Genomic DNA, 24,753 nt, shown 5'->3' on the forward strand with positions numbered 1-24,753 from the left:
TCCGATAAAGAATAGTGCTTGAATTGTATAGTGCCAGGTCACTTGAAAGGCAGAGTTCCATGAATAGTATTGAAATTGCAAGAAAGTTCGTTGAACAAGAATTTCCTCATTGTAAAGCAGCGATCCTGGCTGGTAGCGCGTGTCGTGGGGAAGAAACAGATAAATCAGATCTAGATATAGTGGTGGTGGTTGAAGGAGCTAAAACAACCTACGAAGAGTCTTTACAGGCATTTGGCAGATCTATTGATGTCTTATTTAACTCACATGAGACCTGCCGTCAATTTTTCAAAAAAGATATGCTAAATCGGCGGCCAGTTTTAACCCATATGTGTGCGCAGGGCATCATTATTAAAGATGAGGATGGACTGGCGCAACAGATACAACAAGAAGCCAGGATGGTGATAGACTATGGTCCAGAGCCAGTTAGTGATGATGATATGGACAAATACAGGCATCAATTGACCAATCTGCTTGATGACTTTATCTCATCACGCAATCCCTACGAAAGTTATATTATTGCCCAACATGTTCTGGGGGAGAGCATTGATATTCAGCTACGAGCCAATCGTCAGTGGCTGGGTGCAGGCAAATGGCTCCTGCGTGCCTGTCAGGATTATGATCCAATTCTGGCGCAAAAATGCTGTGCGGCCCTGGATGCCTACTACAAACATGGGCGCAAAGACGAGTTAATTACGCTGGCAGAAGAAGCCCTCAATACAGTTGGTGGACGCAACCACCAAGTGATACGAGGCATTAAAGAGGATAATCAGCAGCATAAAATTTTAGCCTCTGATCCATTGTAAAAACGTTGCGCATACAAATACCCCGAGCGCACAAGAATGTGATAATCTACAAGGATAGGCCATTGAAACATGCCGAGCAAAGTCATTCGTCCGGCATGTTTCAATGGCATGTTACGCTGTTTTTACAACATCTTCAAACCGCGCTCGATCTAATTGCTCATGTTCCATTAATGCATCAGCCAGGATATAGAGCTGGCTGGCATGTTCAGTTAAAATGCGACGCGCCATGTCCCGACCCTCATTTAGAATATGCTGCACTTCTGCATCAACCAGTGCGCTCATCATCGCACCACCTGATTGCTTAGCTGCCATAGCCTGCGCATAATACCTATCTGGGATGGATGCCGAGCCGTTCAAACGCAGATTGCCCTGCGCATCCGCTACCAGAGTATGTGCCCGGGCTGGTACAGCATCAGGTGCCAACCGGCGTAAATTAAGCGCGTAATTTTCCTCTGGACGATAATCCGCAAACACTAATCCTACCTGCTCACTCATCCCCCAACGTGTCACCATTTTCCGGGCCAGGTTGGTCACAACTTGCAGGTCATTTTCTGCACCCGTGGTGATGCGCTGACTACCAAAACTAAGCTCTTCAGCTACCCGGCCACCCAGACCAACTGCGATACGCGCCATCAATGCTTCACGGCTGAAATTATAGCGATCTATCTCAGCGCTAAATTGCGTGACCCCAAGACTCTGGCCACGTGGCAAAATGGTGACGCGATTCACACGGTCCGCCTCAGGTAGATGATGAGCCACCAGAGCATGACCACCTTCATGTACAGCAATAATGCGCTTCTCTGCTTCGCTCATGACCAGCGGGCGTAATGCTCCCAGTTGAATACGAGCCAGGGCATCTTCAAAGCAGTCGTGTGTAAGGGCCGGTAAATCCTTTCTGGCAGCCGAAAGCGCTGCTTCATTGACAAGGTTTGCCAGATCGGCACCAGTCATACCGGTGGAGAGACGAGCCAGCCGCTCCAAAGAAACATCACCAGACAAGGGGGTCTCACGTGTATGGACACGTAAGATAGCTTCACGTCCAACACGATCCGGTGCGGATACCGTGATGCGTCGATCAAAACGACCTGGACGTAACAACGCATTATCCAGAATATCTACCCGATTGGTGGCTGCCAGCACAATCACAGCCTGGCGCGGATCAAAACCGTCTAATTCCACTAAAAGCTGATTCAACGTTTGATCGCGTTCGTCACTACTGGCCGCGCGCATCGAACGTTTTCGTCCGACTGCATCAATCTCATCAATGAAGACGACGCAGGGAGCAACCTGACGCGCCTGTTGGAAAAGGTCTCGCACACGGCTGGCCCCTACACCCACAAACATTTCCACGAATTCCGATGCACTCATACTAAAAAAAGGCACCTGCGCCTCACCGGCCACGGCTTTTGCCAGTAACGTCTTGCCGGTTCCAGGAGCCCCAACTAAAAGAGCGCCACGCGGAATATGGGCACCTAAGCGATCAAATTTCTGAGGTTCACGCAAAAACTGCACAATCTCAATGAGTTCAGCTCTCACTTCATCAATACCAGCCACATGCGCGAAGGTAACGGAAGGAACGCTGGAGACACGGGCAGTGGCTGGTTTGGCGACTGCAGTTGTCGAGCGAGAACGTATCGGCATCTTCGCAGAATCCGAGGCAGAAGCCTGATTATTCTTAGGTACGACTGCTCCTTCTGGCAAACGATCAAAACGCCGGGCACGACTCTTTCCCATTTTTGTAATGCGCTCATCCATCGAACCCAGGGGATTCTGATTTTGACGCAAGAGAAAAAAGACCAGCAAGAATAGCCCTACGACTAACAATGGCAGAAAACGCACGATTATGGAGAGTATTGGTGAAGGCGGGGAAACTGGAAGTACAGCAATAGTAACCTTAGCGGCAGCTAATTGTGATATCAAGAGAGTCTTACCATTGGCAGGGATATGTGCATAGACTGTGTGGTCATCAATAGTTACCATATTCTGAGCAGTGGTTGCCGCAATGGTATCATTATTTTCAATTGCATGCGTCCAGCTTTGTACATCGATAGGAGCAGCTTGCGATTTTAAATTGCTATTGTTCGATTCATTTTGTGTAGATTGCATGGGATGTTTTAATAACACATGTACATCATCATTCTGAATCGTTACCGCCGTCACATTGCCATTCCCTATCTGATGAATAAATGTCGAATAATCGATAACCTGGGATCCATCAGCAGGGGTATTTGCATTCGGCGCGGGAAGTTGGGCCGCGAGACCTAGCACTAGTGCACACAATATTACCAGCAAGACAGCAGTGATAGCAGAGTTACGGTGACGATATACAAAATCCCAATATTTATGCCCATAATAGCTTATTGGCTGCCGTTGACCCTGCCTATTGTGCAGTTTCATACGACGACGAGCCTTGTCATCCATACCTTCACCTCACCTAAAAACAGATCGCTTTTCGTTACTAATTGTTTAGCAGTGCTCTATCTTTTTCATAACATCATCGAAGACAGATACAGACCATCCCCGGCAAAAAAACATAAGCTTTTATCTTTGATCAAACTAGCTGTAGTTTACCGCGTTTCGACATGACTCATACTGTACTCAGTACTTTCTTCCCACTCCAAAACAAACCAGCATGTATCAAAAGATACCAACACATATTATCCATACCTGAAACATCACCCCTTTTGCTAACAATCCAAAAGATCTGCCAGGCTCTTGAAAAGCTATCGTTGAACTCCACTGACTCGCGACGAGCAAAATTGAATGGCTTCCTATTGAATAGGGTGATATTTCTTATTACGTAGTTATTACCAGTACTCGATACACGAAATTTACCGTTAAAATATAGTCGAATGCACCGGGCTAGCTGATGAGGATAGATACATGAGGTTCAGGTTTCAAGACAGACCCCCTTGCCAGAGAATGTGGTAGAAATTCTCTGGCAAGGGGGTCTGTCTTGATCTGGATTACGAAGGTGTATTAACGCGCAGTAGGCGTTGTCTCAGAAGCCGGGATCAGATATTGCTGTAAAAAGCGAGCAATCGCAGGATAGGCCTGCAAACGATTACTGCGCTTGATCAAACCATGCCCTTCATCTTCAAAACGCAGATACTCTACGGGTACCTGGCGCTGGCGAAGCGCGGCCACAATCTGTTCAGCCTCTCCAACAGGCACACGAGGGTCGTTGGCACCATGGATAACAAACAGAGGTGCAGTAATATTCTCGACCAGGCGAATCGGCGAAATCTTTTCCAGGAAATCACGATCCTGTTCCAGGCTGCCATACTCAGATTCACGCAATTTACGTCGCCAGGGACCGGTGTTCTCCAGGAAAGTAACGAAGTTTGCAATACCGACAATATCTACTGCTGCCGCCCAGAGATCTGGATAGTTGGTGATCGCGGACAACACCATAAAGCCACCATAACTACCACCCATAACGACGATACGATCACTGGCTGCAATGCCACTTTCACGCAACCATAATGCAGCATGTTGCAGATCGGCAACGGAGTCCATGCGCAAACGTACATCATCCAGACTTTGATACTCGTAACCATAACCCGTGCTACCACGCACATTGGGAGCAAGAACCGCATAGCCCTGAGACACAAAATATTGGGTTACTGGATCAAATAGCGGACGCGATTGTCCCTCAGGACCTCCATGTACGTTGATGATAACAGGTACCTGCTGCTGCTGATCGCCTGGCAGATAGAGAAAGGCGGGTATCTCGCGTCCATCAAAGGTGGGATAACGTACCAGTGTGGGGGACACAAAGGCTGAACGTGGAATACCGCCCCGGGAGCTCTGGGTTGCACGATTGATAGTACCAGTCTGAAGATTCCAGATCCAGATATCTGCTGCCTCGTCGGCGGTTGCATACACCAACGCCAGCTGAGTTCCATCTTCAGACCAGGCCATTTCAGCAATTACCCCTCGTGGCAGCGTCGGTACCAGCAACGGTTGGCGTTGCTCCCAGCCATGAGACACATCAAAAATTTCCAGAGTTGAATATCCATCCTCATTGAGTGTCATTGCCAGTGTCTTGCCATCTCTGGCCAGCGTAAGCAGTTCAACGTCCCAGGCATCCTCGCGTAGATACTGCAGTTCCAGCAAGGTCAGATCCAGATACGCCAGGGAGTGAAACTGCCGATCACGATTGCTTAGCAGGTACAAGCCCTCGCGGTCAGCGGACCAGGAAGCGGCCTGATAGAGGGCCCCACGCTCCCCAGATGACACATCAGGAGTTAAGGTCCGCACGCGACCAGATTCCCGCTCCACCAGAAAAAACTGGCTCTGCGTATTGGAGATCCAACGCGAGACCAACACCTGAGAGCCATCTGGTGAATAACCACTGCTATAATTAGTACCGTCCTGTTGCAGCAGTAAACGGGGCTCACCACCCGCAATGTCCAACTCGTAGACATCAAAGTAGCGCGCATCACGCTCATTGCTACTATAAGTAATCGACTGGCCATCTGGAGACCAGCCACCAAAAATGTGCATGGCCTCTAAATGAGAGGTAAGTGGAGTCAAACGTGATCCATCTGCCTGCAGCAAAAAGAGTTGAGCACGCTCATTACCACCGATATCACCCGAGACAAGCAAGACATCAGCATGGGGAGAATATACCGCGCTCGAAACACGCTCACCCCTAAACGTCAGTTGCTCAGGCCATAGCGGTGCCGAAATCTGGCGTTCCAATGGCACACTCCAGACCTCAGCAACACCGGTAATATTCGTTAAAAAACTCAGCTTCTTACCATCTGGAGAAAAATGAGGCCCGAAGGCTGTCCGTACATTGAGATAGCGTTCAAAACTATAGCTTTCATTGACCATATTTTATTTTCCTATCTTCATTGCACTATGCGGTGATACCACGCATGCTCAGTTGTACACGGCTCCGCTTAAGATCGATTTCCAGTACCCGCACCTGCACAACCTGACCCACAGCCACGACACTTAATGGATCACGTACAAATCGATCTGCCATCTCTGACACATGCACCAGTCCATCATGCTTCACACCAATATCAACAAAAGCACCAAAATCGACCACATTGCGCACGGTTCCCTGCAGGATCATTCCCGGTTGTAAGTCTTCCATCTTCAGGACATCATGGCGCAGAATGGGAGGTGGCAATTCATCACGTGGATCCAATCCTGGCTTCTCCAGATTTTCCATAATATCCTGTAATGTGGGTAGACCCACACCTGCTTTGGCAGCAATATCTGCCCATGCAGCGGCTTCACCACTTGCTGCGGCATTCCCACGATTATGATTGGAACGGCCCAGGCTATTCTGGAGCTTGATAAGCTGGCGAAACTGCGCAATCCGCTCTGCTGTTTTGGCGGCTTTCTCTTCTTCTGGCAACATCTTAAGCAGCGTACGCGCTGCCTCATAACTTTCAGGGTGGATAAAGGTATTATCCAATGGCTCATGGCCAGAGGAAATCTTTAAGAATCCAGCGGCCTGCACAAAGGTTGCCTGACCTAATCCAGGTACTTTCATCAGGTCCTTACGAGACTTAAATGGACCATTGGCTTCACGATATTTGACGATGGCATTAGCAACCCGGGTATTGATACCAGAGACATGCTTGAGTAAAGCCGCCGAGGCTGAATTGACCTCAACACCCGCAAAGTTTACACACGACGCGACCACACGCTCCAGGGTCGCCGCCAACTCTTTCTGATCCACATCATGCTGATACAAACCAACACCAACAGCTTTAGGATCAATTTTTACTAATTCGGCCAGGGGATCTTGCAAGCGGCGGGCAATAGAAATCGTGCCACGTTGAGTGGCATCCAGAGTGGGGAACTCTTCACGGGCCGCCTCAGAGGCTGAATACACCGATGCACCCGCTTCATTGACAATCATATATCCGATCGGTTCGGTATCTTTGTTTTTCTCGGCCAGTTCACGCAATAGCTCGGCTACCAGTTGTTCTGTCTCACGAGAAGCTGTTCCATTACCAATAGCAATCACGCTGATATGATAATCAGAGAGCATCTGTTGCAACAATTTGCGAGCCTTATCTGTCTGGTACAGATACATAGTGTCAGAGGTAATGTATTTACCAGTCTCATCTACCACGGTCAACTTGCAACCAGTACGATAGCCTGGATCAATGCCCAGCACTTTCTTCCCGCGCAGAGGCGGCTGTAGCAAAAGATTACGCAGGTTGGTGGCAAAAACATTAATCGCATGCTCTTCAGCTTTACGTGTCAACTCAACACGTACTTCCCGCTCCATTGCTGGCGAAAGCAAACGCTTGTATCCATCTTCCATGGCCTCAGCCATTAATGGACCAAAGGGTGAGGTGGACTTTACTGGATAGTGCGCAACAATATCACGTTTGGCCTGTTCATAAGGATAGGCAATGTTGATACGCAACACATCTTCACGTTCGCCTCGGTTAAGCGCCAACACGCGGTGCGGTACCAGTTTGGCTGCGCTTTCATTAAAGTCGTAATAAAGGCGATAAACGCCATTGGGATCTTTTTCAGCCACTTTTTCGGCGTCAACTACTTTAGCACCTACCGCCGACTGCTTAAAAAACGAGGATCGTACACTACCACGTACTGAAGCATCTTCAGCAATCATCTCAGCTACAATATCACTTGCCCCGGCATAAGCTTCTAAACTGGTCTCAACGCCTTTATCAGCATTCAGGAAGGGTTGTGCCTGCTCATCAAGAAATGTATTTCCATCTCCTGCGACCTCGGGCTGCTGTAAAATAAGCTCTGCCAGTGGTGCCAGGCCTTTTTCACGCGCCACGCTGGCACGCGTCTTCCGCTTTGGACGATATGGCAGATACAGATCTTCAACTTCTTGCAATGTCTTCGCCGCCTCAATAGAAGCCGCAAGTTCAGGTGTCAGTTTACCCTGGCCTTCGATCAGGCGATGCACATCTTGCTTACGCTCAAACAACGCCCGCAGAGCCGAGGCTCGATCAGCAATGGTCTGGATCTGTACCTCGTCGAGGCTGCCAGTAACCTCTTTACGATAACGCGCAATAAAAGGAGTTGTGTTCCCTTCATCAATCAAGGCAATCGTACGAATGATCTGACCCTGACCAAGATTTAACTCAACACTTAAAGTTCGCGCAATATCTTCAACTGACAAAGTAGCAGCAGCATTATCGGACATGGGTGCAGTTTGATTGAGGGATTCTTGAGTCGCCAATTATCTAAGCCTACCTTCCCTGGACAATGGATGGTCCGATAAAACCGGAAATCCCATTGCAAATTAGAAGTAAACGTTCCCCCAACTCTTGGGGATAACGTTTACCAGTATAACATTTACGATCCTGTGTTTCTACCTGCTCGTCAGGCTACCGTGGCAGTAGCTGTTGCCTTCATGATTCATTTCCAACCTGTCACCATAACAGCAATCGCGACTGGATCAGTGAGAAGCGGAATGGTTACGCCCCCAGATGCCACCGAGCCAGCCCAGTATCCAGGCGATAAGCAATCCAAGGAGCATCAAGATGAGGAAATTAATAAACGGTGCTTGCCTGGATGCCAGTACAGGTAGTGCAGGCCAATGGGGTTGAACAAAACTCCAGGCTTGTGGAAATAAATCCCGCGGATCATTTTGAGGATTATAGGTGATCAGGGTTTGATAACGCTGGGAGGCTGCTATCAATAAACCTGAAAAAGTGCCAACCCAGAATATGATCGTCCCAAAGATACCCGTCCAATAGCCAGCCCAGGCTCCACGAATCGAGCTTCCTCCCCGGCGGGTGGTCATAAAGCCAGAGAAGACATAGAAAAAATAGCCAATGAAGGTAGCTAGATAAAAATCAACTTGCTCTTTCAAAGCTAGCACAAGAACTACCGCCAGAATGCCTTGTATGACACCCCATAAGCAGCCCTGACTGGATGGGTTTGGCAACGCACGATACTGCACGACCGGCGGCTTCTTTTTATTGGCAGTTGCTGGCTGGCCTGGAGCCAGCGGTGTCTGGTAGGGATACCCTGGTCCAGATGGTCCCATACCTGGATAACTGGCTCCTTGAGGATGCAGAGGCAGACCAGGATAGCCAATTTGTTGTTGCCCTCCCCGGATCCATAGCCGTAAGATTGTTGCTGGGAAACAGGTGGGTATGGTCCATGATTATAGTTGGGAGGCATCCCCATCGAATAAGGAGCATTAGCAGGGGCAGGGGTAGCATAAAGTGGGGCTCCACCGGGCGCCATTGGTGGATAACTATTGCCTGCCGGGCTCGGATTCTGAGATGGCATTGGTGGTAGCGAAACGGGTCCAACCGGACCGCGTTGTACCGCAACAGTTTGATCATTGTAGGCATTAAAGCCAGGCTCACGTAGCGCCTGAGCAAACTCACCCATACTTTGAAAACGTTCATCTGCATGTAAGGATAGTGCCTTGAGCAAAATCCATTCCAATTTGGGTGAGATGGTAGGATTAATTAAGCGGGGAGCAATCAGCTCATCGCGCACACCACGACTGGTTGCGGGCGGAGGCAATCTATTGGTTAATAAAATATAGAATGTCGCCCCAGCGAATAGATGTCTGACTGAGGAGAGGTCTTGCCAACATATTGTTCTAATGGACTAAAGCCTTCAGTCACGGCACGTCCTAACGTCTGGGTGCTGGAATGAGGATCGTATAACTTGGTCAGACCAAAATCAAGCAGAACGGCTGTATTATTGGGCGTCAATACAATATTGCCCGGTTTAATGTCGCGGTGCATAACTGGCGGACGTCGACTGTGCAACTCTTGCAATGCATCCATCAATGGCAAGAGCCAACTGAGAACCTCTTGTTCGCTACATGGACCGCTTGTTAACTGACCTGGCGCTTGTTCGCCCACACGTCCACCGGGAGCGCGCGAACGCAACAATTGTAAGAGATTTTGTCCCTCGATCAGTTGCATAATCAGGTAAAAGCGACCATTTACCTCAAGTGCATCATAGACTTCAGGAAGATGAGGGCTCCTGACAGTAAAGAGCACGCTCGCCTCCATCAAGGCCTGACGACGCGCTGCTGGCGTCACATCATAGGTCTCCTTGATCGCACACGGCCGATTTTTTTCACTGGTATCAACCCCACGATAGACCGCACCGAAGCCACCCTGATTGATAAGGTTGCCAATAATATAATGGCCACCGATAAGCGTTCCCGGTGTTAATGCTACTGGTAAGCTCATGTTTGAGCAAACTCCTCAACTTTCCGCATACCATTTTCTGGTACCTTCATCATGCCAGAAGATGCGCAACATATTTACGTTGCAAGGATCGGAGCGGTTACAGTATCTGCCTTCTTTTGAACATTTGTGTTAGTATCTCTAGCCGTTATCATAGCACACCATCCTCCTTCATGAAATATTTCACCTGTTTTCTTCCTATTTTTCAAATTCAGAGTAATACTCTCCCTGGCTTTACTCAATACAATGACGTGTGAAGGCCTGCAATCCTTAACCTGGCAACTCTCATCTCTCTATTCTCGTCTCAGCTGTAGCAGGCCAGTGCTCTGTCAAAGGTAACAAGGTGTTAGTCCCGCAAAATCTCCAGCAAAATCTTGGAAGCAAGGGAATTAAGGAATAAGAAAAACCCTCGTACTGTTCTTAAAGGTATACTTTGAGCAAGGGGTATATCTTTAACCTCACGGGACCAGAGGTGTGCAGACCTGTTCAATAAAGACAGAAAGTCGACACAATAAGAAATACAACAAACGTGGGGTGCAATCTACAGAAGAGAGGAAGATGTTGCTTGCAATACCACATACGTATGATACAATAAGCCAAGATTGAACTGATCTACGTACATGTTGCAGGAGAAGAGAGCAAGCACTTGGAACGAAATGTGATGTTTAACGCAGAACGCGACCGTAATAAGGCAGCTGAACCTGAACGCGAAAATGTTGCGGAAACTGATATCAGTAACCTGGCACAAAGTGATAGCTTACGCCTCTATCTTCGTGAGATTTCACGCATCCCTCTGCTCTCTGCCGTGAGCGAATCACGTCTGGCCGAGAGGGCTGAAAATGGCGACAAAGATGCACGGAATCATCTGATTGAGGCAAACTTGCGCCTGGTAGTCAGCATTGCCAAAAAATATGTTGGACAGGGTCTATCCCTGGAAGACCTTATCGGTGAGGGCAACATCGGCCTCATCAGGGCGGTTACGAAATTCGACTATCGCAAAGGTTTTCGTTTCTCCACCTACGCAACATGGTGGATTAAACAAGCTATTACGCGTGCCATCCTTGAAGGTACACGTGTAGTACGACTCCCTGTGTATATTATGGAAGAAGTGATGCGTGTCAAACGAACCACTCGCCAGCTATACCAGGAAATGGGACGAGAACCAACTCCTGAGAGTATCGGTGAACGACTCGGAATGACTCCCGAACGTGTAAGTGAACTACTTATCTGGGCTGAAAAGGTCTTTTCACTCGATGCCCCTCTTTCAGAAGAAGAGGAGAATACCCTCGGCGATATCATTGAGGATATTCATGAGCGGGGACCAACCGAACTTACCGATCAGCAGTTATTACGGGAAGAGATTCGTAAAGTTCTTGGACAACTTACTGTACGAGAACGGCAAGTCATTGAGTTGCGCTTCGGCCTGATTGATGACCATGATCATACCCTGGAAGAAGTCGGTAAAAAGTTAAAAGTTACCCGTGAACGTGTACGACAGATCGAAGAACGGGCTATTCGTAAGTTACGGCATCCACAAGCCAGCCGCATCTTAAAAGATTATCTCGATTAAAGATCAGGAAACAAAAAGAGTACAAGGATGGACTATCTTTGTACTCTTTTTTTGCGTCACTATCTTAGTACGCTAAAAATATGCTGCCCAAAACTATGGACGTAGTGGGCACTTGGCTATAAAATAACGTATGATGGAAGATAAGTTGAGGGTAAATCTACGCTGTAAAATCAGGTAGTACAGACGTAAATCTTAGAGAAGATATAGAAACACAGAATGACAGGCTAAAAGGACAAACACAAAGTACTTTTAGCTATAGCTACTATAAAAGTAAAGATTGTACGTCTACATCTGTGGGCAAATCCACTGTACTGATAGTAGCTGAGAATTATTTGCTACCGCCGTAATACCATCTTTCATCACGATGGATAGATAATTCTTCATACCAGAAAGGAGAGCGGCATTCCTTCGAACTGCGACGCTGTATAATCAAGCAAGCTACCCACACACTATTTCCGCCTTGATTTTTACAGCCTGTGGCTCTTTTGTATGCCGCAACCGATTATGAATGAACTGGCAGGGCAAAATCTTGGTGGATATTATCTGGAACAAGAGATTGGTCGAGGGGCAATGGGAGTTGTCTATCGAGCGAAGCAGCTGGCCTTAGGACGTGAAGTGGCGATCAAAGTATTGCCACAGGCTCTGGCACGAGATGCCTCGTATGTCGCTCGCTTTACACGTGAAGCACAGATTATCGCGGGCCTTAACCATCCCAATATTGTACAAATCTATGATGCGGGGCAACAACAAAAATTGCTCTATTTTGCCATGGAGTTCGTACAGGGCCCAACACTGGCCAATCTTCTCAATCTTGATGGCCATATTGCTCCTTATTTCGCCGTAGAATATGCTGCTCAAATTGCCGATGCACTGGGTGCTGCTTATCGTGAGCGCAATGTAATTCATCGTGATATTAAACCAGAGAATTTGATGCTCAATCGTTGGGGCAAAATCAAAGTGATGGATTTTGGTCTGGCACGCGCTCCGGGACTACAAGTAATCACGGTAGCCCGTACCCTGGTAGGAAGCATCTATTATGCATCGCCAGAGCAGATCTGGGGCTATACTATCGATAATCGCAGCGATATTTACGCGCTTGGAGTGGTGCTCTATGAAATGGTCAGTGGGCGACGCCCGTTTGTAGGACGTACGATGCCGGATGTGACACAGGCTATTATTCAGGGTCGCTTACAGTCTCCACGCATACATAATCCAGCCATCTCACCCGAACTGGAACAGATTATTATGATCTCTCTCTCACGGGAACGTAATCATCGCTACAAGGATGCCAGTTTGATGGCCCGGGAATTACGCAAACTAGATTTGAAGCCTCCTGCAACCCATCCACAGGCGAACCCATCGCTCGCCAATCCACACGGCAAAATGATAGCGCATCCGCCCAAAAGGCCACAACAAAATGTATCACACTACGCTACACCCGATCCCCGGAGACGCGCACAATCAACACAAGATTTTGCCAGGCTGCCTGGCAATCAAACTCCAACCCCTCCACAACCTACCCAGGGCTTTGCTCCCCCACCTGCGGGGGCACAACCCTCTCAGGGCATGCGTATGCCACCTATCCATGCCCAATCACAACCCTCTCAGGGCATGCGTATGCCACCTATCCATGCCCAATCACAACCCTCTCAGGGCATGCGTATGCCGCCTATCCATGCCCAATCACAACCCTCTCAGGGCATGCGTATGCCACCTACTGATATGGGATCGCAACCATCTGCCATCCTGCCAACGAATCACAGTCAGGCCAGGCCAGGCCAGCATAGTGGTGAAGCGCAGAAAACACCTTCGCATCCACAACATACCAATGACAAAAGTATGCCAGGCAAACCAACTCAGATCGGACAAGATCAATCGTCACACAAAGAAAAAAGCCAACAGGGACTTAATCTCTGGGATCAGCTGCATAAACTATTCAAAAATTCAGAACGCTAATTCCCATAAAGAGAGCAATAAAAAATAAAAGACAGTAATATATAACAGTATCTAATATATTTGGGACGGCAGTTACACTAAAGCAGGACACAGTCCGTAGTTCAGGAAATTTCCGTGCTGCTTCATGTCCTGGATTCTCTTTCCAGAGTGGAGATAACAAAGCTATCATCAGCAGCACAAAAAGAAAGCGTATTTGGGATTTATGCAGCAAGAAAGCATACAAGCGGCACTTGCCCTCCTTTTGGGACCTCAAACAGAATATCGAACGCGCCTCCGTGCCACCAGAAGGCTCGTCAAACAAGGTCCTGCTATCTTACCGCTTGTGCTCAGTACATTTAGCAACTATCCTGAGATTACCAAACCAGCCTGGCCATGGTGGCCTCCTCAATACGAGCATACCAGTCGCCTGTTACTGCATCTGAGCCAGAAAGTGCAGATCCCCCTGGCAGACCTCTTACACCATCCTATTCTAAGCGACACACCCGGTCCGGTCTTATGGACAAATGTAATGGAGGCCGCCAGTCAGATACCTGAAGTTGACAATGAAGAGTTACTTTGCCAGGGACTCACTACCCACTGGACCTCAGTACGTTATGCTGCTGCCATGGCCCTGGCTACGCGGGCCAGAACTGTCAAACTTCATCCATCCACGCGAAACCAGCTCTACGAGCATCAACAGGAACACGAAACATTTCCTGTGCGTCTCACCGCCTCCTATGCCCTGTTAAACAGTGGAGATCCAGCGGGAATAGAGATGCTGGCCCATTTCCTCCATATAGAGACCCCACAGGAGGTTCGCAAAGCGGCAACATTTATTCTGGCAACAGAACTACCAGTTGAACTTACTACAGAGCAACAGGAGTATCTAAATCTACAACTGGTCCCACTTTTAAGCGATTTTGATACTGATATCGCCCAGCATGCAGCCCATGCTCTGAGTAAAATCGCCACAGCACACACCTTAACCATCCTTTATCCATTACTCGAAATGTCCAATGAACATGTGCAGATTACGATCCTCACCTTACTTGAAGAGATCGCGCAACAGCACAAAGTTTTGCGCCACCAGATGCGACAACATACACTCAGCAGGCATCTTTTGCCCCTGCTCAAATCTGTTCATCCGACCTTACGGCGTCAGGCTTTTTATACCCTGGCTGCCTGCGGAGGAGAGTATGTTGCAGCGGTCCTGGGTACTATCGTCATGAATAAGGATCACCCAGGACAAATGGAGGCAGTTGAATGTCTGCGTTTCTTTCATGGAGCACTACGCGCACCATTACGGGGACACATTGTACGCTGGCTATTAAGGATTCTGACCATACAAAACGAGGAACTTCAAATTACAGCACTGGACTCGCTAGCCCAATTACTATGGCAAGCTCAACACAACGGTCGCGAACAGGCCTGGCAAGAAATTCGGCATGAGGTCACCACAGATAAAAATATGTTTAAGCTCTTCCATGCTTCAAGCCCGGTTTTACGGCAGCGCTCGCTTGAATTACTGGCAATATTGGGAGATTTTCTGATCACAACGCCAGATCTCCAATCTTATTGCCACAATCTCTTACTCAGTGATAGTGACAGTGGTGTGCGTGCCTGCGTCGCCTATGTCTGCGGCAGAACCGCCGCACGCTGGGCTATGACAACCTTACTGCAAGCCCTACTTGATCCAGATGAACATGTTGCCTATACAGCCCTGCATGCCCTGACAGAAATCGCAACGGTGGAAGATAGTATCGTGGTCTATGCTCTGGCCGAGCTTTCTAGACTATATGAAGACGAGCAAAAAACAACGGGTAACCTGGGACGTGAGGCACGCAACATCCTCAAGCAATGGCAGAAAGCTGATGCTGAAAAGGCATATAAAATGTTGCACTGTTTGGATTAAACACCTATACTATGGAGCAAAAGACAGAAAACGGCAAGGAGCTTGCATGAATCCAACACAGATCAGCCTGGGTATTGCTTTTATAGCAGGCCTGGCTTCATTTCTCTCCCCATGTGTACTGCCACTGGTCCCTATCTATCTGGCCCAGTTGGTAGGACCTGGTGTTTATCAGGCGGGAAACACACAACCTACCTTTTCAAGCAGGTTAACAACTTTTCTCCATGCCGCAACATTTGTGCTAGGCTTTACGCTTGCCTTTGTCGCGCTGGGAGCCACTGCCAGCACATTGGGAAGTTTTTTGCGGGAGCATCTTACAATTTTACGCCAGGCAGGTGGCATTATCATGATCCTCTTTGGCTTGCACCTGACTGGTCTGCTCAATATTCCTTTACTCAATCAACAGAAGCGCTTTACCTTCATACCCGAGCATCCTGGCTATCCAGCTTCACTACTGGTCGGAATTATCTTTGGTATCGCCTGGACGCCCTGCATTACACCCATCCTGGGTGGAATCTTGATTCTGGCCGCCAATGCTACCACGTTGCAACAGGGTGTTGGACTCTTACTGGTCTATTCATTAGGCCTGGGGGTGCCATTTTTATTGTTGGGGTTGGGCATTAATCAGATGACACGAGCACTCAAATGGTTTAAACCACATCTCGGCCGCATCGAAATAGGCACGGGTATCTTAATGATGATAGTTGGCTGTATGATTTTCTTCAACATCCTTACCTATATCAATTCATTCTTTACCCAGGGAATCAATTTATAGACTGTTATTTAGCACAATGACCCGGAGAGGGTGAATGGAACATCAAGATAGACAACGAACACATCAGGTGTACAGAAACGTGAGAACCAATCAGACGACTGCACTTACACCAGCGAATGGTATGCCATCACCATGGCTCATTGGGGCACTTGCGGCCTGCTATTTATTTTTACTGGCAGCGCTATTGTGGTGGCCGGGAGCAACATTTCTTGACCGTTTACGCTGGTTGGACAGTGGTATCTGTGCACAACTGCCCACGCATTCTCTCTATCCAGGTGGGGAAAGATTACCGCTCTGCTCGCGCAATACGGGTATCTATCTGGGTTTTATTGTCACATTGATCATTATCTACGCCAGAGGGCGTGGCAAAGCCCGAGCATTGCCTGCAAAAGCGCTCATGCTAACGCTCGCAGGAGGAATAATTCTCCTGGCTATTGACGGTAGCAACTCATTCCTGGTCGATCTGGGCTTACCTCACCTGTATCAACCTCATAATTTGCTCCGTCTGGCTACAGGACTGCTCACAGGCTTCGCCATGGGAGTCTTTGTTTTGCCAGTAATCAATGAAATGCTCTGGCAACACAGTAATGAGCAGCGTAGTTTACCATCCTGGAAAGCGCTGATATGGTTCTTACCAGCATTACTCCTGTGCTTCATGGCAGCTGCTTCTCAGAATCAGCTTGTACTCTATCCACTGGCTATTCTGAGTTCACTCGGTCTGCTCAGCGCAGTTGGAAGCGTGAACCTTATTTTTATGGTCCTCCTCCGCCATCGTGATCAATCCTTTACACGCTATGTAGAGCTCCTTCCCCTTTGTGGCTTTGCGCTTCTCGCTGCCAGCGGAGAATTACTTGTACTTGCTCAATTTAAAGTTCTGCTTTTCCAGACTTTAAGCATTCATCTATAACGCGCTCAGGAGCCAAACATGTCAAGCAAAAGATACATAGAAAAACATGTAAATAGACCTGCTAGCTCCTCCAAAGGACATTTCTCAGAAATGACTGGTTAGCAACCTTCAAGATCAGCTTTGATTTCACGCTTGATTTCATGAGCAAGCGCTGCATCAATCTTACCACGATCGCCACGAGCCAGGCGCATCACCGCTTCCCGCAAATGAGCGGGGGCCCGTTCAATAGTACAACGCTCATGAATTAATCTTTTTAGCTGCTGATCAAAATGAAAACGGCATTCGCAATGGTGGCAACCATCTAAATGCTGCTGTACGATCGTAACTTCCTCAGTCGTCAGTTCTCGATCGATATAAAGATGCAGACGTGCTGTTGCCTCAACACAATCTAAACATTCCATAGTAAAACTTCTCCTACACTAGCTCGCCACTCTATCTGTTAATTCTAACATAATTAAGTAGCCCTTTCATTCCCACGACCTATAAGATATACTGATAATACTTTCAGAAAGAAAGTAGAGGATCTCGCCGTGAGCCCCTTGTCAGAGGAGTATTTAATGCAGGATAAGTCAAAATTCGATGAGCTGCCAACCAATGTCACAGATATAGCCGACGAAGATAATAAAGAAGAAATACAACCAACAGGAACACAGCCTCCCTCTGAGGATTTCGAGGCGGGTCTCCTTGCACAATTAGATAGCTTATATCGTACAGCGTTACGTATGACCAATAATCCACAGGAAGCTGAAGATCTGGTCCAGGAAACGATGCTCAAAGCCATCCGCTTCGCCCATACCTATCAGGCTGGTACGAATTTGCGCGCATGGCTTTTTCGCATTCTCAATACGTCTGCCATTAATCGTTACCGAAAACAGGCAGCGCATCCTAATCCCATAGCTCTGCCAGATGGAGAAGAGTTTTATCTCTACAATCAGATCCGGGATCTTAGTGGTCAGGAACGAAATTTAGGGGCCGAAGAAGAAGTTTTAAGCCAATACCTGGACGAAGATGTTTATAACGCACTCAATGATCTCCCCCCAAATTTTAGAATGGCTATTATTCTTGCTGATATTGAGGGGCTTTCTTACAAAGAGATTGCAGAGGCATTACAAATCCCAATCGGAACAGTAATGAGCCGCATCTCCCGTGCCCGTCGACAGTTACAAAAATCGCTATGGCAGTATGCAAAGGATCAAGGATATGTCAGAACGGAAGCATCCTAGCTTTCCGTCGCTGGAATTCGGCCAGTTCTTCCGCGCTGCCAACATCCCTAAAACATAAAGCCCTGCAAGATATGCTTATACAGATTTCATGATGTGCTGAATTGCATCAGAACCTGCACGCGTAATACGCACATTTACACAACGTCGATCCATCATATCTACTGAGCGGCTTACCAATCCTTTACGCTCTAAACGAGCAATTGCCTTTGTTGCGGCAGCAGAGCTCACCCCAAGTTGAGATGCAACTTCCCCAACAAGCCAGTGTTCACGTCGAGCCAGGAATGACAGAACTTCTAGTTGACGAGAGGTAACACTGGTAGATATCCGGCGCACCATAGTCATACGCATTTTCTCCTACACATGAAATTTTCTATGCATATACCCACTATATGCGTTCATGGAAAATGACGTTGTGTACAAGAAAACCGGGTACCCTCCCCGCAAGGATTGATCAAGGGGATTAGACGGGGAGTTTCACAGCCTCTACTTCTATAGAATGTTGTTTCGGCACCATTGGTAAAGCAAAGGAAAAATTGCTTCCTTCGCCAGGCTGTCCGCTACTTTCCAACCAGACCTGTCCTCCCATTGCTTCCAACAAGCGACGACAGATAAACAAGCCCAGGCCTGCTCCGCGCACCGGACTATTCATATCTCTCTCTAAACGAACAAAGCGCTCAAAGAGTCGCTGTTGCTCACTGGGAGGTACGCCAAATCCATGATCCTTTATAGCAATGATGACCTGTTCTTGCTCCTGAATAGCGGACAGAATAATGGAAGAACCAGATGGAGAATATTTCAATGCATTGCTCATAAGGTTAAGCAAGACCTGGCGCAAAGGCACATCATCAGCCTTAACATAGAGGTCGTCGGCAATCTCTAGCTGTACCGTTCTTTGCTCTCCTGTTAGCGTGGCTTCAAGAATTTCCAAAACATGCGAGACGGCTTGCGAAAGCTGTATAGGTCGCAGGCGCACCGCTGCTACATCCATATTTACCCGGCTGGCATCCATAATATTACTAACGAGAAGAGACAATTCATCACAACCACGTCGTGCCTTATCAATAAATTCAGTACGTGACTCAACTTCAAGGCGCTCATGATATTGACCTAGAAGCTCAATATAGCCCAGCACCGTTGTCAGTGGCGTGCGCAATTCGTGGGAGGCAGTCATAATAAACTGGTCTTTGAGCTGATCCAGCTCCTTCTGCCGCTCATATGCAGCTCGGAGCGCCAGCGTCATCTGCACATTCTCCAGTACCGCCAGACACTGACTGGCAAACATCTCTAAAGCTCGCATCTCTTCTTTAAAAAAATAATGTGGGCGCGCATAAGTCACAACCAGCACGCCAATAGAGCGTTCTTTTTTACGCAATGGCAACCAGGCAAAGGGACAGGATGGAAGCTCCGGCAAACAGGTAGGCAATGCGCTCTTCGTCTCGTCGTCTATACTGCCTGGCATTTGAGTGTGTACAAACCGCGAAGTCCAATCGCTTTCTTGCATGCCAATCAACCGACTACACGTTGTCAGGCGTGGTCCATGTCCTGTAGCGACAGCCAGGTTTAATGCATGCTCCTGCTCATCGTACAACCACATTTCAGCCGCCGAAGAGGTTGCGGTCGCTGCAACCGTTGCATATGCGTTAGCCGCGTCCTCAAGCGTATTAAACGCCGAATTCGGCATTGTACTAATAGAGTAGAGATTGTTTAAGAGATCTGTGTGTTGCGTCGCTCGGGCATATAAACGTGCCATTTCTAGCATCATCGAAAAACGAGCTGTTAGCGCCTGCGCAAACTCGAGGTCGGGACCCGCATAAGGCTGATCACCTCGCTTGCCCAGTACCAGGATACCGATCATTTTCCCTTGCGCTCGAATAGGAGCCAATAGCCAATCCTCATCTCCAAGAGGAGATTTTGAGGTCAAAAAACGTTCCAGGGACATCGGCTTATGTTTAGAGGGACGAATTGCTTCACTCAGCAAGAGAGGGCGTCTGGCAGTCCGCAAACGTTGAATAGCAGGTAAAAAATTATCGAGATAATCAACGTTCGTCTCACCCGTGGTCAGTGGAAGTTGAAATATTCGCAACAACGAGTGTAACAAGGAGCGCCTGGATTCATCACCAGCACCATCGGTCAATTCTGGATACAAACGATACTGACCACTACTTTCATCAAAGACAAATACACAAACCTGGGCAGTATCAAATGTGTAAATGGCCGCGGAGGTAATTAAACTGGCGGCATCAGCAATCTCCAATGTCTCATCCGCAATGATCGTAGGTTCCTTGAGAAAGCGACGATATTGTGTGACTTCACGAAAGAAGACTTTTTCGGTCAATACTTTGGCTAACCACCAGGCAATCGGTGACAGACCGGTTGCAACACCGACAATCAACAATGCATAGATATTGCGATGTCGCACCGCATAATCAGCCAGGCAAATATTCCCCAGTGCCACAATGATATAAACCACAAAGGCCAGGAAGATCACACCAAAGAGAGCTGAGACAGTCTTGCGCACATAGGTATCAAAGACAAGAATCTGATAGCGCAAAATTGAATAGCCAAGCGCCAGGGGGAAAAGGCAGAGTGTGGCAGCAGTCATACGCCCATCAAAGGCCGGTAGGTGTAATATCTGAGGAATGACTGTAAAAAACAGCAAAGGAGCCGCAGATAAAATGACTCCTGCCATAAATAGTGACATCTGCTGACGTTCCCAACGCAGTGTGGAATATCGATAAGAACACACAATCAACAGGAGAATACCTGTTAAGGTCACTAAAAAATAAAGCAGGTCGCTAAAAGAGAGCCAGCCCGCTACTTGTTCACTAAAAAGATAGCTAACAAACAATGCACCAATCATCACAAGACCAGTAATACTAATGATCGAGAGATAGCATCTATATATCCAGACAAGAAGCCAGTCCGGAGTATTCGTATGTTGATTTACAGTGATGCTTTTTGGGAACACCATTAAGAAAGCGGATAAAAAAATGACAGCCAGAATACTGCTTGTATCACTGATAAACGCCAACCATTTATTGACTGCAATACTATTTCTTGCTGTAAAAGCTACAATCAATGCTATACATAAACAGAGCAGCCGTAAAGCTATCTGACGATTATGCGCATATACCCAGACAAATGCCCCTACAGCCAGAAAAGAGATTGATAGCAGAAAAGAAAAACCAAAACTCGCCCATGCTGCTACCACTTCCCCCTCATTTTGCCCTGTTGTCGTAAAGATATAATTGCCATTGAGTAGTAATAGAAATAGAAAGAAGGTAATTACCAGCAATCCAACCAGTAAACGCTGAGATTTTATTAGCATTCGATACACCTGTAGCATGCCAATTCCTCTCAAAAAATAGCACAATACATAGCTTGCTGTTCCTCAAGATGATGATTTTCCAGATAAAGAAGGTTGATGATAGTTATAAAAGATAATAGAGACAATGCCCATTATTGTCAAGTTTACCTGCTATCGCACCAATCTGGCTAGTACCAATACCCGTATCCCATCTTAAACGGCGGAATCCAGGCTGCCTGTGTCGGGCTAGCTGAATGCTACGCTTGCCATATACACTTTGCAACAAACAGGAAATACTAACCGTTCTATGAGGGGAAGACTATAAATCAGAGATAGAAAAGTTACAAAAAACTCGGGGAATCAACCGATATTACCTATACCAAACCTCAATTGATGGGTAAATGATTGACGAAACCAGGGTTTGTTTGTAGAATCGAAGCGAAAAAGCAAAGAGGTGTGACCATGACAGAGCCTACACCAGATTGGCAGGACAAAGAGGATGGTAGCTGCAGGTTACAAACAGCAGATCCTCTGGGCATCCTGAAAAGCACGCGTACTGTGGTTGAACTAGGAGAGAATGTATGGATCAATCAAGATCAAATAGAACAACTCGCTAAACGCTGGGTCCAGGAGGATAGTCAGGGAGTAGAAGCAGGCACCCCGTTATGGGATGAGCAGTATCATTTTTCCGATGGCACTGCACGCACGGTAAATTGGCTGCTACTACTTGACGCCCTGAATTTTTGCTTCTGGGCAGAAAAAGATCAGCCACGCTGGACGATTACGTATCAGAATCAGACGCTCAACGGCTATTGGGCAGAAGCAGCAGCGCTTAAACGCGCTGTTGAAGAGGGTATTCCCCTTTGGGATGCAGAATATTTAACAACCCTGTCAGAAGATACGATGGCCTCTATTTTTCGTGGCTCCGCAACGATTCCCCTCTTTGAACAAAGAGTTCAGCATGCTCGCGAGGTCGGTCGCGTCTTGCTTGAGCACTATAATGGCCAGTTCACCAATGCAATTGAGCAGGCAGAAAGAAATGCGGTCAAGCTCGTTCTTTTACTAGAACGCGATTTCCCTTCTTTTCGGGATGTTTCCTCTTATCGTGGTCATACAGTGCGCTTTCTCAAACGAGCACAAATTACGGTAGCCGATATCAGCGGATCTTTCCATGGGCAAGGCTGGGGAAACTTCTCTGAACAGGACCAATTAACCATTTTTGCTGATTATAAACTCCCTCAGGTGTTGCGCGATTATAATGTACTGGAATACCAGGCGCAGCTTGCCAAAACTATCGATAATAAAGAGCTTATTTTACCAGGTAGTGAGGAAGAAGTAGAGATTCGCGCATGCACGATCTGGGCATGCGAGCTTTTACGGCAAAGCATGCAACGTCTGGGACGGCGGGTCACTGCGGCTGACATCGATATGCGGCTCTGGTTACTCGGACAACGTTCCGATGAGATGAAACCATACCATCGAACACGGACCATTTATTACTGATGGTTTACTACATGCAGTGTTTTTATCATACTTACATATAAAGACGGTTAAATACTAAATTATGCAATTACAATCATTACTTTCAGCACTGGGAGACTACTCCTGGCACACACAACCAGATCCATCTCTGGATACGCAACAAGAAATCACAGCCATAGCTTACGACTCACGAAAAGTTGTAGCACAGGGGATCTTTGTTGCTGTTCCAGGTACCCATACGGATGGACAACGCTATCTCGCAGATGCAGCAGCCCGGGGTGCGCTTATCGCGGTTGGAGAGAAAATCACAACCGGGGAGCAACAACTGCCAGTTCCTTATATCGAAGTCCCCAATGTTCGCATCGCGCTCGCCGACCTCGCACGAACCTTCTATGGCAATCCCGCTGACAGGATCTGCACTATTGGCATTACTGGTACTGATGGAAAAACGACAACCAGCAATTTGATCAGTACACTATTTGAGACTGCAGGCCGGCATAATGGATTGATGACTACGGCCAACTTTAAAATCGCGGGCCAGGAATGGGAGAATACGACCCGACAGAGTACGCTTGAGGCACTGGAGATACAAGAATTTCTCCATCAACTCGCAAGCTCAGATGTACCTTACGCTATTGTTGAAGCCACTTCCCATGGACTGGAGCTAGGACGTGTGCATGGCTGTAACTTTGATGTTGGTGTGGTAACAAATATCACCCATGAACACCTTGATTTTCATAAGACGCTTGAGGGGTATCGCCGTGCAAAAGCGCGCCTCTTTGAGATGCTCGATCCCCAACGTGATAAAGGGCTGGGAGCACGTCCAGTGGCTATTCTTAATCGCGATGATATCAGTTACGAAATTCTCAAACCGTATTGCCGCGTTCCTATTCTGGATTACGGTATCGATACACCAGCCGCCGTACGCGCAGTCGATCTAGATTTACGTGCGCACAGTACACGTTTCCGTGTCCTGCTACCCGATGGCGAGGGCCAGATTGAAACCCGTCTGGTTGGACGCTTTAATGTCAGTAACAGTCTGGCTGCTATTGCTACCGCTTACAGTCAAGGCATTAGTATTGCGGATATCGAACGCGGCATGGCCGCCGTAGCTGGCGTTACAGGACGAATGGAGAACATTACAGAGGGCCAGCCATTCTCAGTCATCGTCGATTATGCACATACGCCTGATAGCCTACAAAAAGTTATTGCGACTTTGCGTCCACTGACACAGGGTAAACTCATGCTTGTCTTCGGCTCAGCGGGTGAGCGTGACATTCAGAAACGCCCGATCATGGGACGCATCGCTGCAGAACAGTCAGATTTTTTCGTCATCACCGATGAAGATCCACGTGATGAGGATCGAGAAAGCATTTTACGTGAGATTGCCGCTGGAGCTGAAGCCATTGGGAAACAGGAGGGCAAAGATTTTCTCTGTATCGCCGATCGCACTCAGGCAATCGCGGCAGCATTCGCCCAGGCCAGAGCTGGTGACACCATTCTACTGGCGGGCAAGGGGCATGAACAGAGCATTATCATGGGGCGAGAAAAACTTCCCTGGGATGACCGCCGTGTGGCACGTGAACAGTTAAAGAAACAAGGATGGAAAGCATAATGCAGTCCACCTTCGCTATCTGCCTGGTCGATGGACACATCGCCAGGA

17 protein-coding genes are annotated in these 24,753 nt (G+C 47.7%); 9 read left to right on the forward strand and 8 right to left on the reverse strand.

What is annotated here, in order from left to right; all coding sequences use genetic code 11:
• Window positions 1-59: 59 nt before the first annotated feature.
• Window positions 60-803: a nucleotidyltransferase domain-containing protein gene (locus KDW_RS01785; protein WP_151754377.1), complete on the forward strand. Its 744-nt coding sequence runs from the start codon at window positions 60-62 to the stop codon at window positions 801-803.
• Between the two features lie 111 nt (window positions 804-914).
• On the opposite strand, the gene ftsH is transcribed toward KDW_RS01785, so the two are convergent.
• From ftsH to KDW_RS01810, 5 genes are all read right to left on the reverse strand, one after another.
• Window positions 915-3,224: an ATP-dependent zinc metalloprotease FtsH gene (gene ftsH / locus KDW_RS01790; protein WP_151754378.1), complete on the reverse strand. Its 2,310-nt coding sequence runs from the start codon at window positions 3,222-3,224 to the stop codon at window positions 915-917.
• Between the two features lie 558 nt (window positions 3,225-3,782).
• Window positions 3,783-5,645, reverse strand: coding sequence for a S9 family peptidase (locus tag KDW_RS01795; protein ID WP_151754379.1), 1,863 nt, complete (start codon window positions 5,643-5,645; stop codon window positions 3,783-3,785).
• 25 nt (window positions 5,646-5,670) lie between these two features.
• The gene (locus tag KDW_RS01800) at window positions 5,671-7,962 is read right to left on the reverse strand and encodes a Tex family protein (RefSeq protein WP_151754380.1); all 2,292 of its coding nucleotides are present in this window, start codon (window positions 7,960-7,962) and stop codon (window positions 5,671-5,673) included.
• A 686-nt stretch (window positions 7,963-8,648) separates the two neighbouring features.
• Entirely contained in the window at window positions 8,649-9,275 is a 627-nt protein-coding gene (locus tag KDW_RS01805; protein ID WP_162004865.1) for a serine/threonine-protein kinase, read from the reverse strand.
• A gap of 35 nt (window positions 9,276-9,310) precedes the next feature.
• Window positions 9,311-9,985 (reverse strand): serine/threonine protein kinase, encoded by a 675-nt coding sequence (locus tag KDW_RS01810; protein ID WP_151754382.1) that lies wholly within the window; start codon window positions 9,983-9,985, stop codon window positions 9,311-9,313.
• Between the two features lie 658 nt (window positions 9,986-10,643).
• Here KDW_RS01810 and KDW_RS01815 point away from each other — a divergent pair.
• The 5 genes from KDW_RS01815 to KDW_RS01830 all read left to right on the forward strand — a co-directional run bounded on the left by KDW_RS01815 (window position 10,644) and on the right by KDW_RS01830 (window position 17,078).
• Complete coding sequence (locus KDW_RS01815; protein ID WP_151754383.1) at window positions 10,644-11,552, forward strand: sigma-70 family RNA polymerase sigma factor; 909 nt, start codon at window positions 10,644-10,646, stop codon at window positions 11,550-11,552.
• A 489-nt stretch (window positions 11,553-12,041) separates the two neighbouring features.
• Complete coding sequence (locus tag KDW_RS01820; RefSeq protein WP_151754384.1) at window positions 12,042-13,508, forward strand: serine/threonine protein kinase; 1,467 nt, start codon at window positions 12,042-12,044, stop codon at window positions 13,506-13,508.
• Window positions 13,509-13,710: 202 nt separating this feature from the next.
• Window positions 13,711-15,399, forward strand: a complete 1,689-nt coding sequence (locus KDW_RS31480) for a hypothetical protein (RefSeq protein ID WP_162004866.1) — start codon at window positions 13,711-13,713, stop codon at window positions 15,397-15,399.
• A gap of 46 nt (window positions 15,400-15,445) precedes the next feature.
• A complete protein-coding gene (locus tag KDW_RS01825) occupies window positions 15,446-16,171 on the forward strand; it encodes a cytochrome c biogenesis CcdA family protein (protein ID WP_162004867.1) in 726 nt (241 codons plus the stop codon).
• A 79-nt stretch (window positions 16,172-16,250) separates the two neighbouring features.
• Entirely contained in the window at window positions 16,251-17,078 is an 828-nt protein-coding gene (locus KDW_RS01830) for a DUF2085 domain-containing protein (protein WP_162004868.1), read from the forward strand.
• A gap of 98 nt (window positions 17,079-17,176) precedes the next feature.
• Here KDW_RS01830 and KDW_RS01835 read toward each other — a convergent pair whose 3' ends face one another.
• Window positions 17,177-17,479 carry a zf-HC2 domain-containing protein gene (locus KDW_RS01835; RefSeq protein WP_151754387.1) on the reverse strand — a complete coding sequence of 101 codons (303 nt, stop codon included), beginning with the start codon at window positions 17,477-17,479 and terminating at the stop codon, window positions 17,177-17,179.
• 156 nt (window positions 17,480-17,635) lie between these two features.
• Here KDW_RS01835 and KDW_RS01840 point away from each other — a divergent pair, with 156 nt between their 5' ends.
• Complete coding sequence (locus tag KDW_RS01840) at window positions 17,636-18,301, forward strand: sigma-70 family RNA polymerase sigma factor (protein WP_151754388.1); 666 nt, start codon at window positions 17,636-17,638, stop codon at window positions 18,299-18,301.
• Window positions 18,302-18,376: 75 nt separating this feature from the next.
• Here KDW_RS01840 and KDW_RS01845 read toward each other — a convergent pair whose 3' ends face one another.
• Both KDW_RS01845 and KDW_RS01850 read right to left on the reverse strand, forming a co-directional pair.
• Window positions 18,377-18,643, reverse strand: coding sequence for a MarR family transcriptional regulator (locus KDW_RS01845; RefSeq protein ID WP_162004869.1), 267 nt, complete (start codon window positions 18,641-18,643; stop codon window positions 18,377-18,379).
• A 118-nt stretch (window positions 18,644-18,761) separates the two neighbouring features.
• Window positions 18,762-21,629, reverse strand: a complete 2,868-nt coding sequence (locus tag KDW_RS01850; protein WP_162004870.1) for an ATP-binding protein — start codon at window positions 21,627-21,629, stop codon at window positions 18,762-18,764.
• 441 nt (window positions 21,630-22,070) lie between these two features.
• Here KDW_RS01850 and KDW_RS01855 point away from each other — a divergent pair, with 441 nt between their 5' ends.
• Window positions 22,071-23,111 (forward strand): queuosine 5'-phosphate N-glycosylase/hydrolase, encoded by a 1,041-nt coding sequence (locus KDW_RS01855; protein ID WP_151754391.1) that lies wholly within the window; start codon window positions 22,071-22,073, stop codon window positions 23,109-23,111.
• A gap of 61 nt (window positions 23,112-23,172) precedes the next feature.
• On the forward strand, window positions 23,173-24,705 hold the full coding sequence (locus KDW_RS01860) for a UDP-N-acetylmuramoyl-L-alanyl-D-glutamate--2,6-diaminopimelate ligase (protein WP_151754392.1): 1,533 nt from the start codon (window positions 23,173-23,175) through the stop codon (window positions 24,703-24,705).
• Window positions 24,706-24,753: the final 48 nt, after the last annotated feature.

Origin of the sequence: Dictyobacter vulcani (assembly GCF_008974265.1) — a bacterium.
Lineage (GTDB): Bacteria > Chloroflexota > Ktedonobacteria > Ktedonobacterales > Ktedonobacteraceae > Dictyobacter > Dictyobacter vulcani.

Coding starts and splice junctions, on each gene's coding strand:
- KDW_RS01860 (WP_151754392.1), top strand. CDS start 23,173: ATGCAATTACAATCATTACTTTCAGCACTGGGAGACTACTCCTGGCAC.
- KDW_RS01810 (WP_151754382.1), bottom strand. CDS start 9,985: ATGAGCTTACCAGTAGCATTAACACCGGGAACGCTTATCGGTGGCCAT.
- KDW_RS01835 (WP_151754387.1), bottom strand. CDS start 17,479: ATGGAATGTTTAGATTGTGTTGAGGCAACAGCACGTCTGCATCTTTAT.
- KDW_RS01840 (WP_151754388.1), top strand. CDS start 17,636: ATGCAGGATAAGTCAAAATTCGATGAGCTGCCAACCAATGTCACAGAT.
- KDW_RS01855 (WP_151754391.1), top strand. CDS start 22,071: ATGACAGAGCCTACACCAGATTGGCAGGACAAAGAGGATGGTAGCTGC.
- KDW_RS01820 (WP_151754384.1), top strand. CDS start 12,042: ATGCCGCAACCGATTATGAATGAACTGGCAGGGCAAAATCTTGGTGGA.
- KDW_RS31480 (WP_162004866.1), top strand. CDS start 13,711: ATGCAGCAAGAAAGCATACAAGCGGCACTTGCCCTCCTTTTGGGACCT.
- KDW_RS01800 (WP_151754380.1), bottom strand. CDS start 7,962: ATGTCCGATAATGCTGCTGCTACTTTGTCAGTTGAAGATATTGCGCGA.
- KDW_RS01825 (WP_162004867.1), top strand. CDS start 15,446: ATGAATCCAACACAGATCAGCCTGGGTATTGCTTTTATAGCAGGCCTG.
- KDW_RS01795 (WP_151754379.1), bottom strand. CDS start 5,645: ATGGTCAATGAAAGCTATAGTTTTGAACGCTATCTCAATGTACGGACA.
- KDW_RS01850 (WP_162004870.1), bottom strand. CDS start 21,629: ATGCTAATAAAATCTCAGCGTTTACTGGTTGGATTGCTGGTAATTACC.
- KDW_RS01845 (WP_162004869.1), bottom strand. CDS start 18,643: ATGACTATGGTGCGCCGGATATCTACCAGTGTTACCTCTCGTCAACTA.
- ftsH (WP_151754378.1), bottom strand. CDS start 3,224: ATGGATGACAAGGCTCGTCGTCGTATGAAACTGCACAATAGGCAGGGT.
- KDW_RS01785 (WP_151754377.1), top strand. CDS start 60: ATGAATAGTATTGAAATTGCAAGAAAGTTCGTTGAACAAGAATTTCCT.
- KDW_RS01815 (WP_151754383.1), top strand. CDS start 10,644: ATGTTTAACGCAGAACGCGACCGTAATAAGGCAGCTGAACCTGAACGC.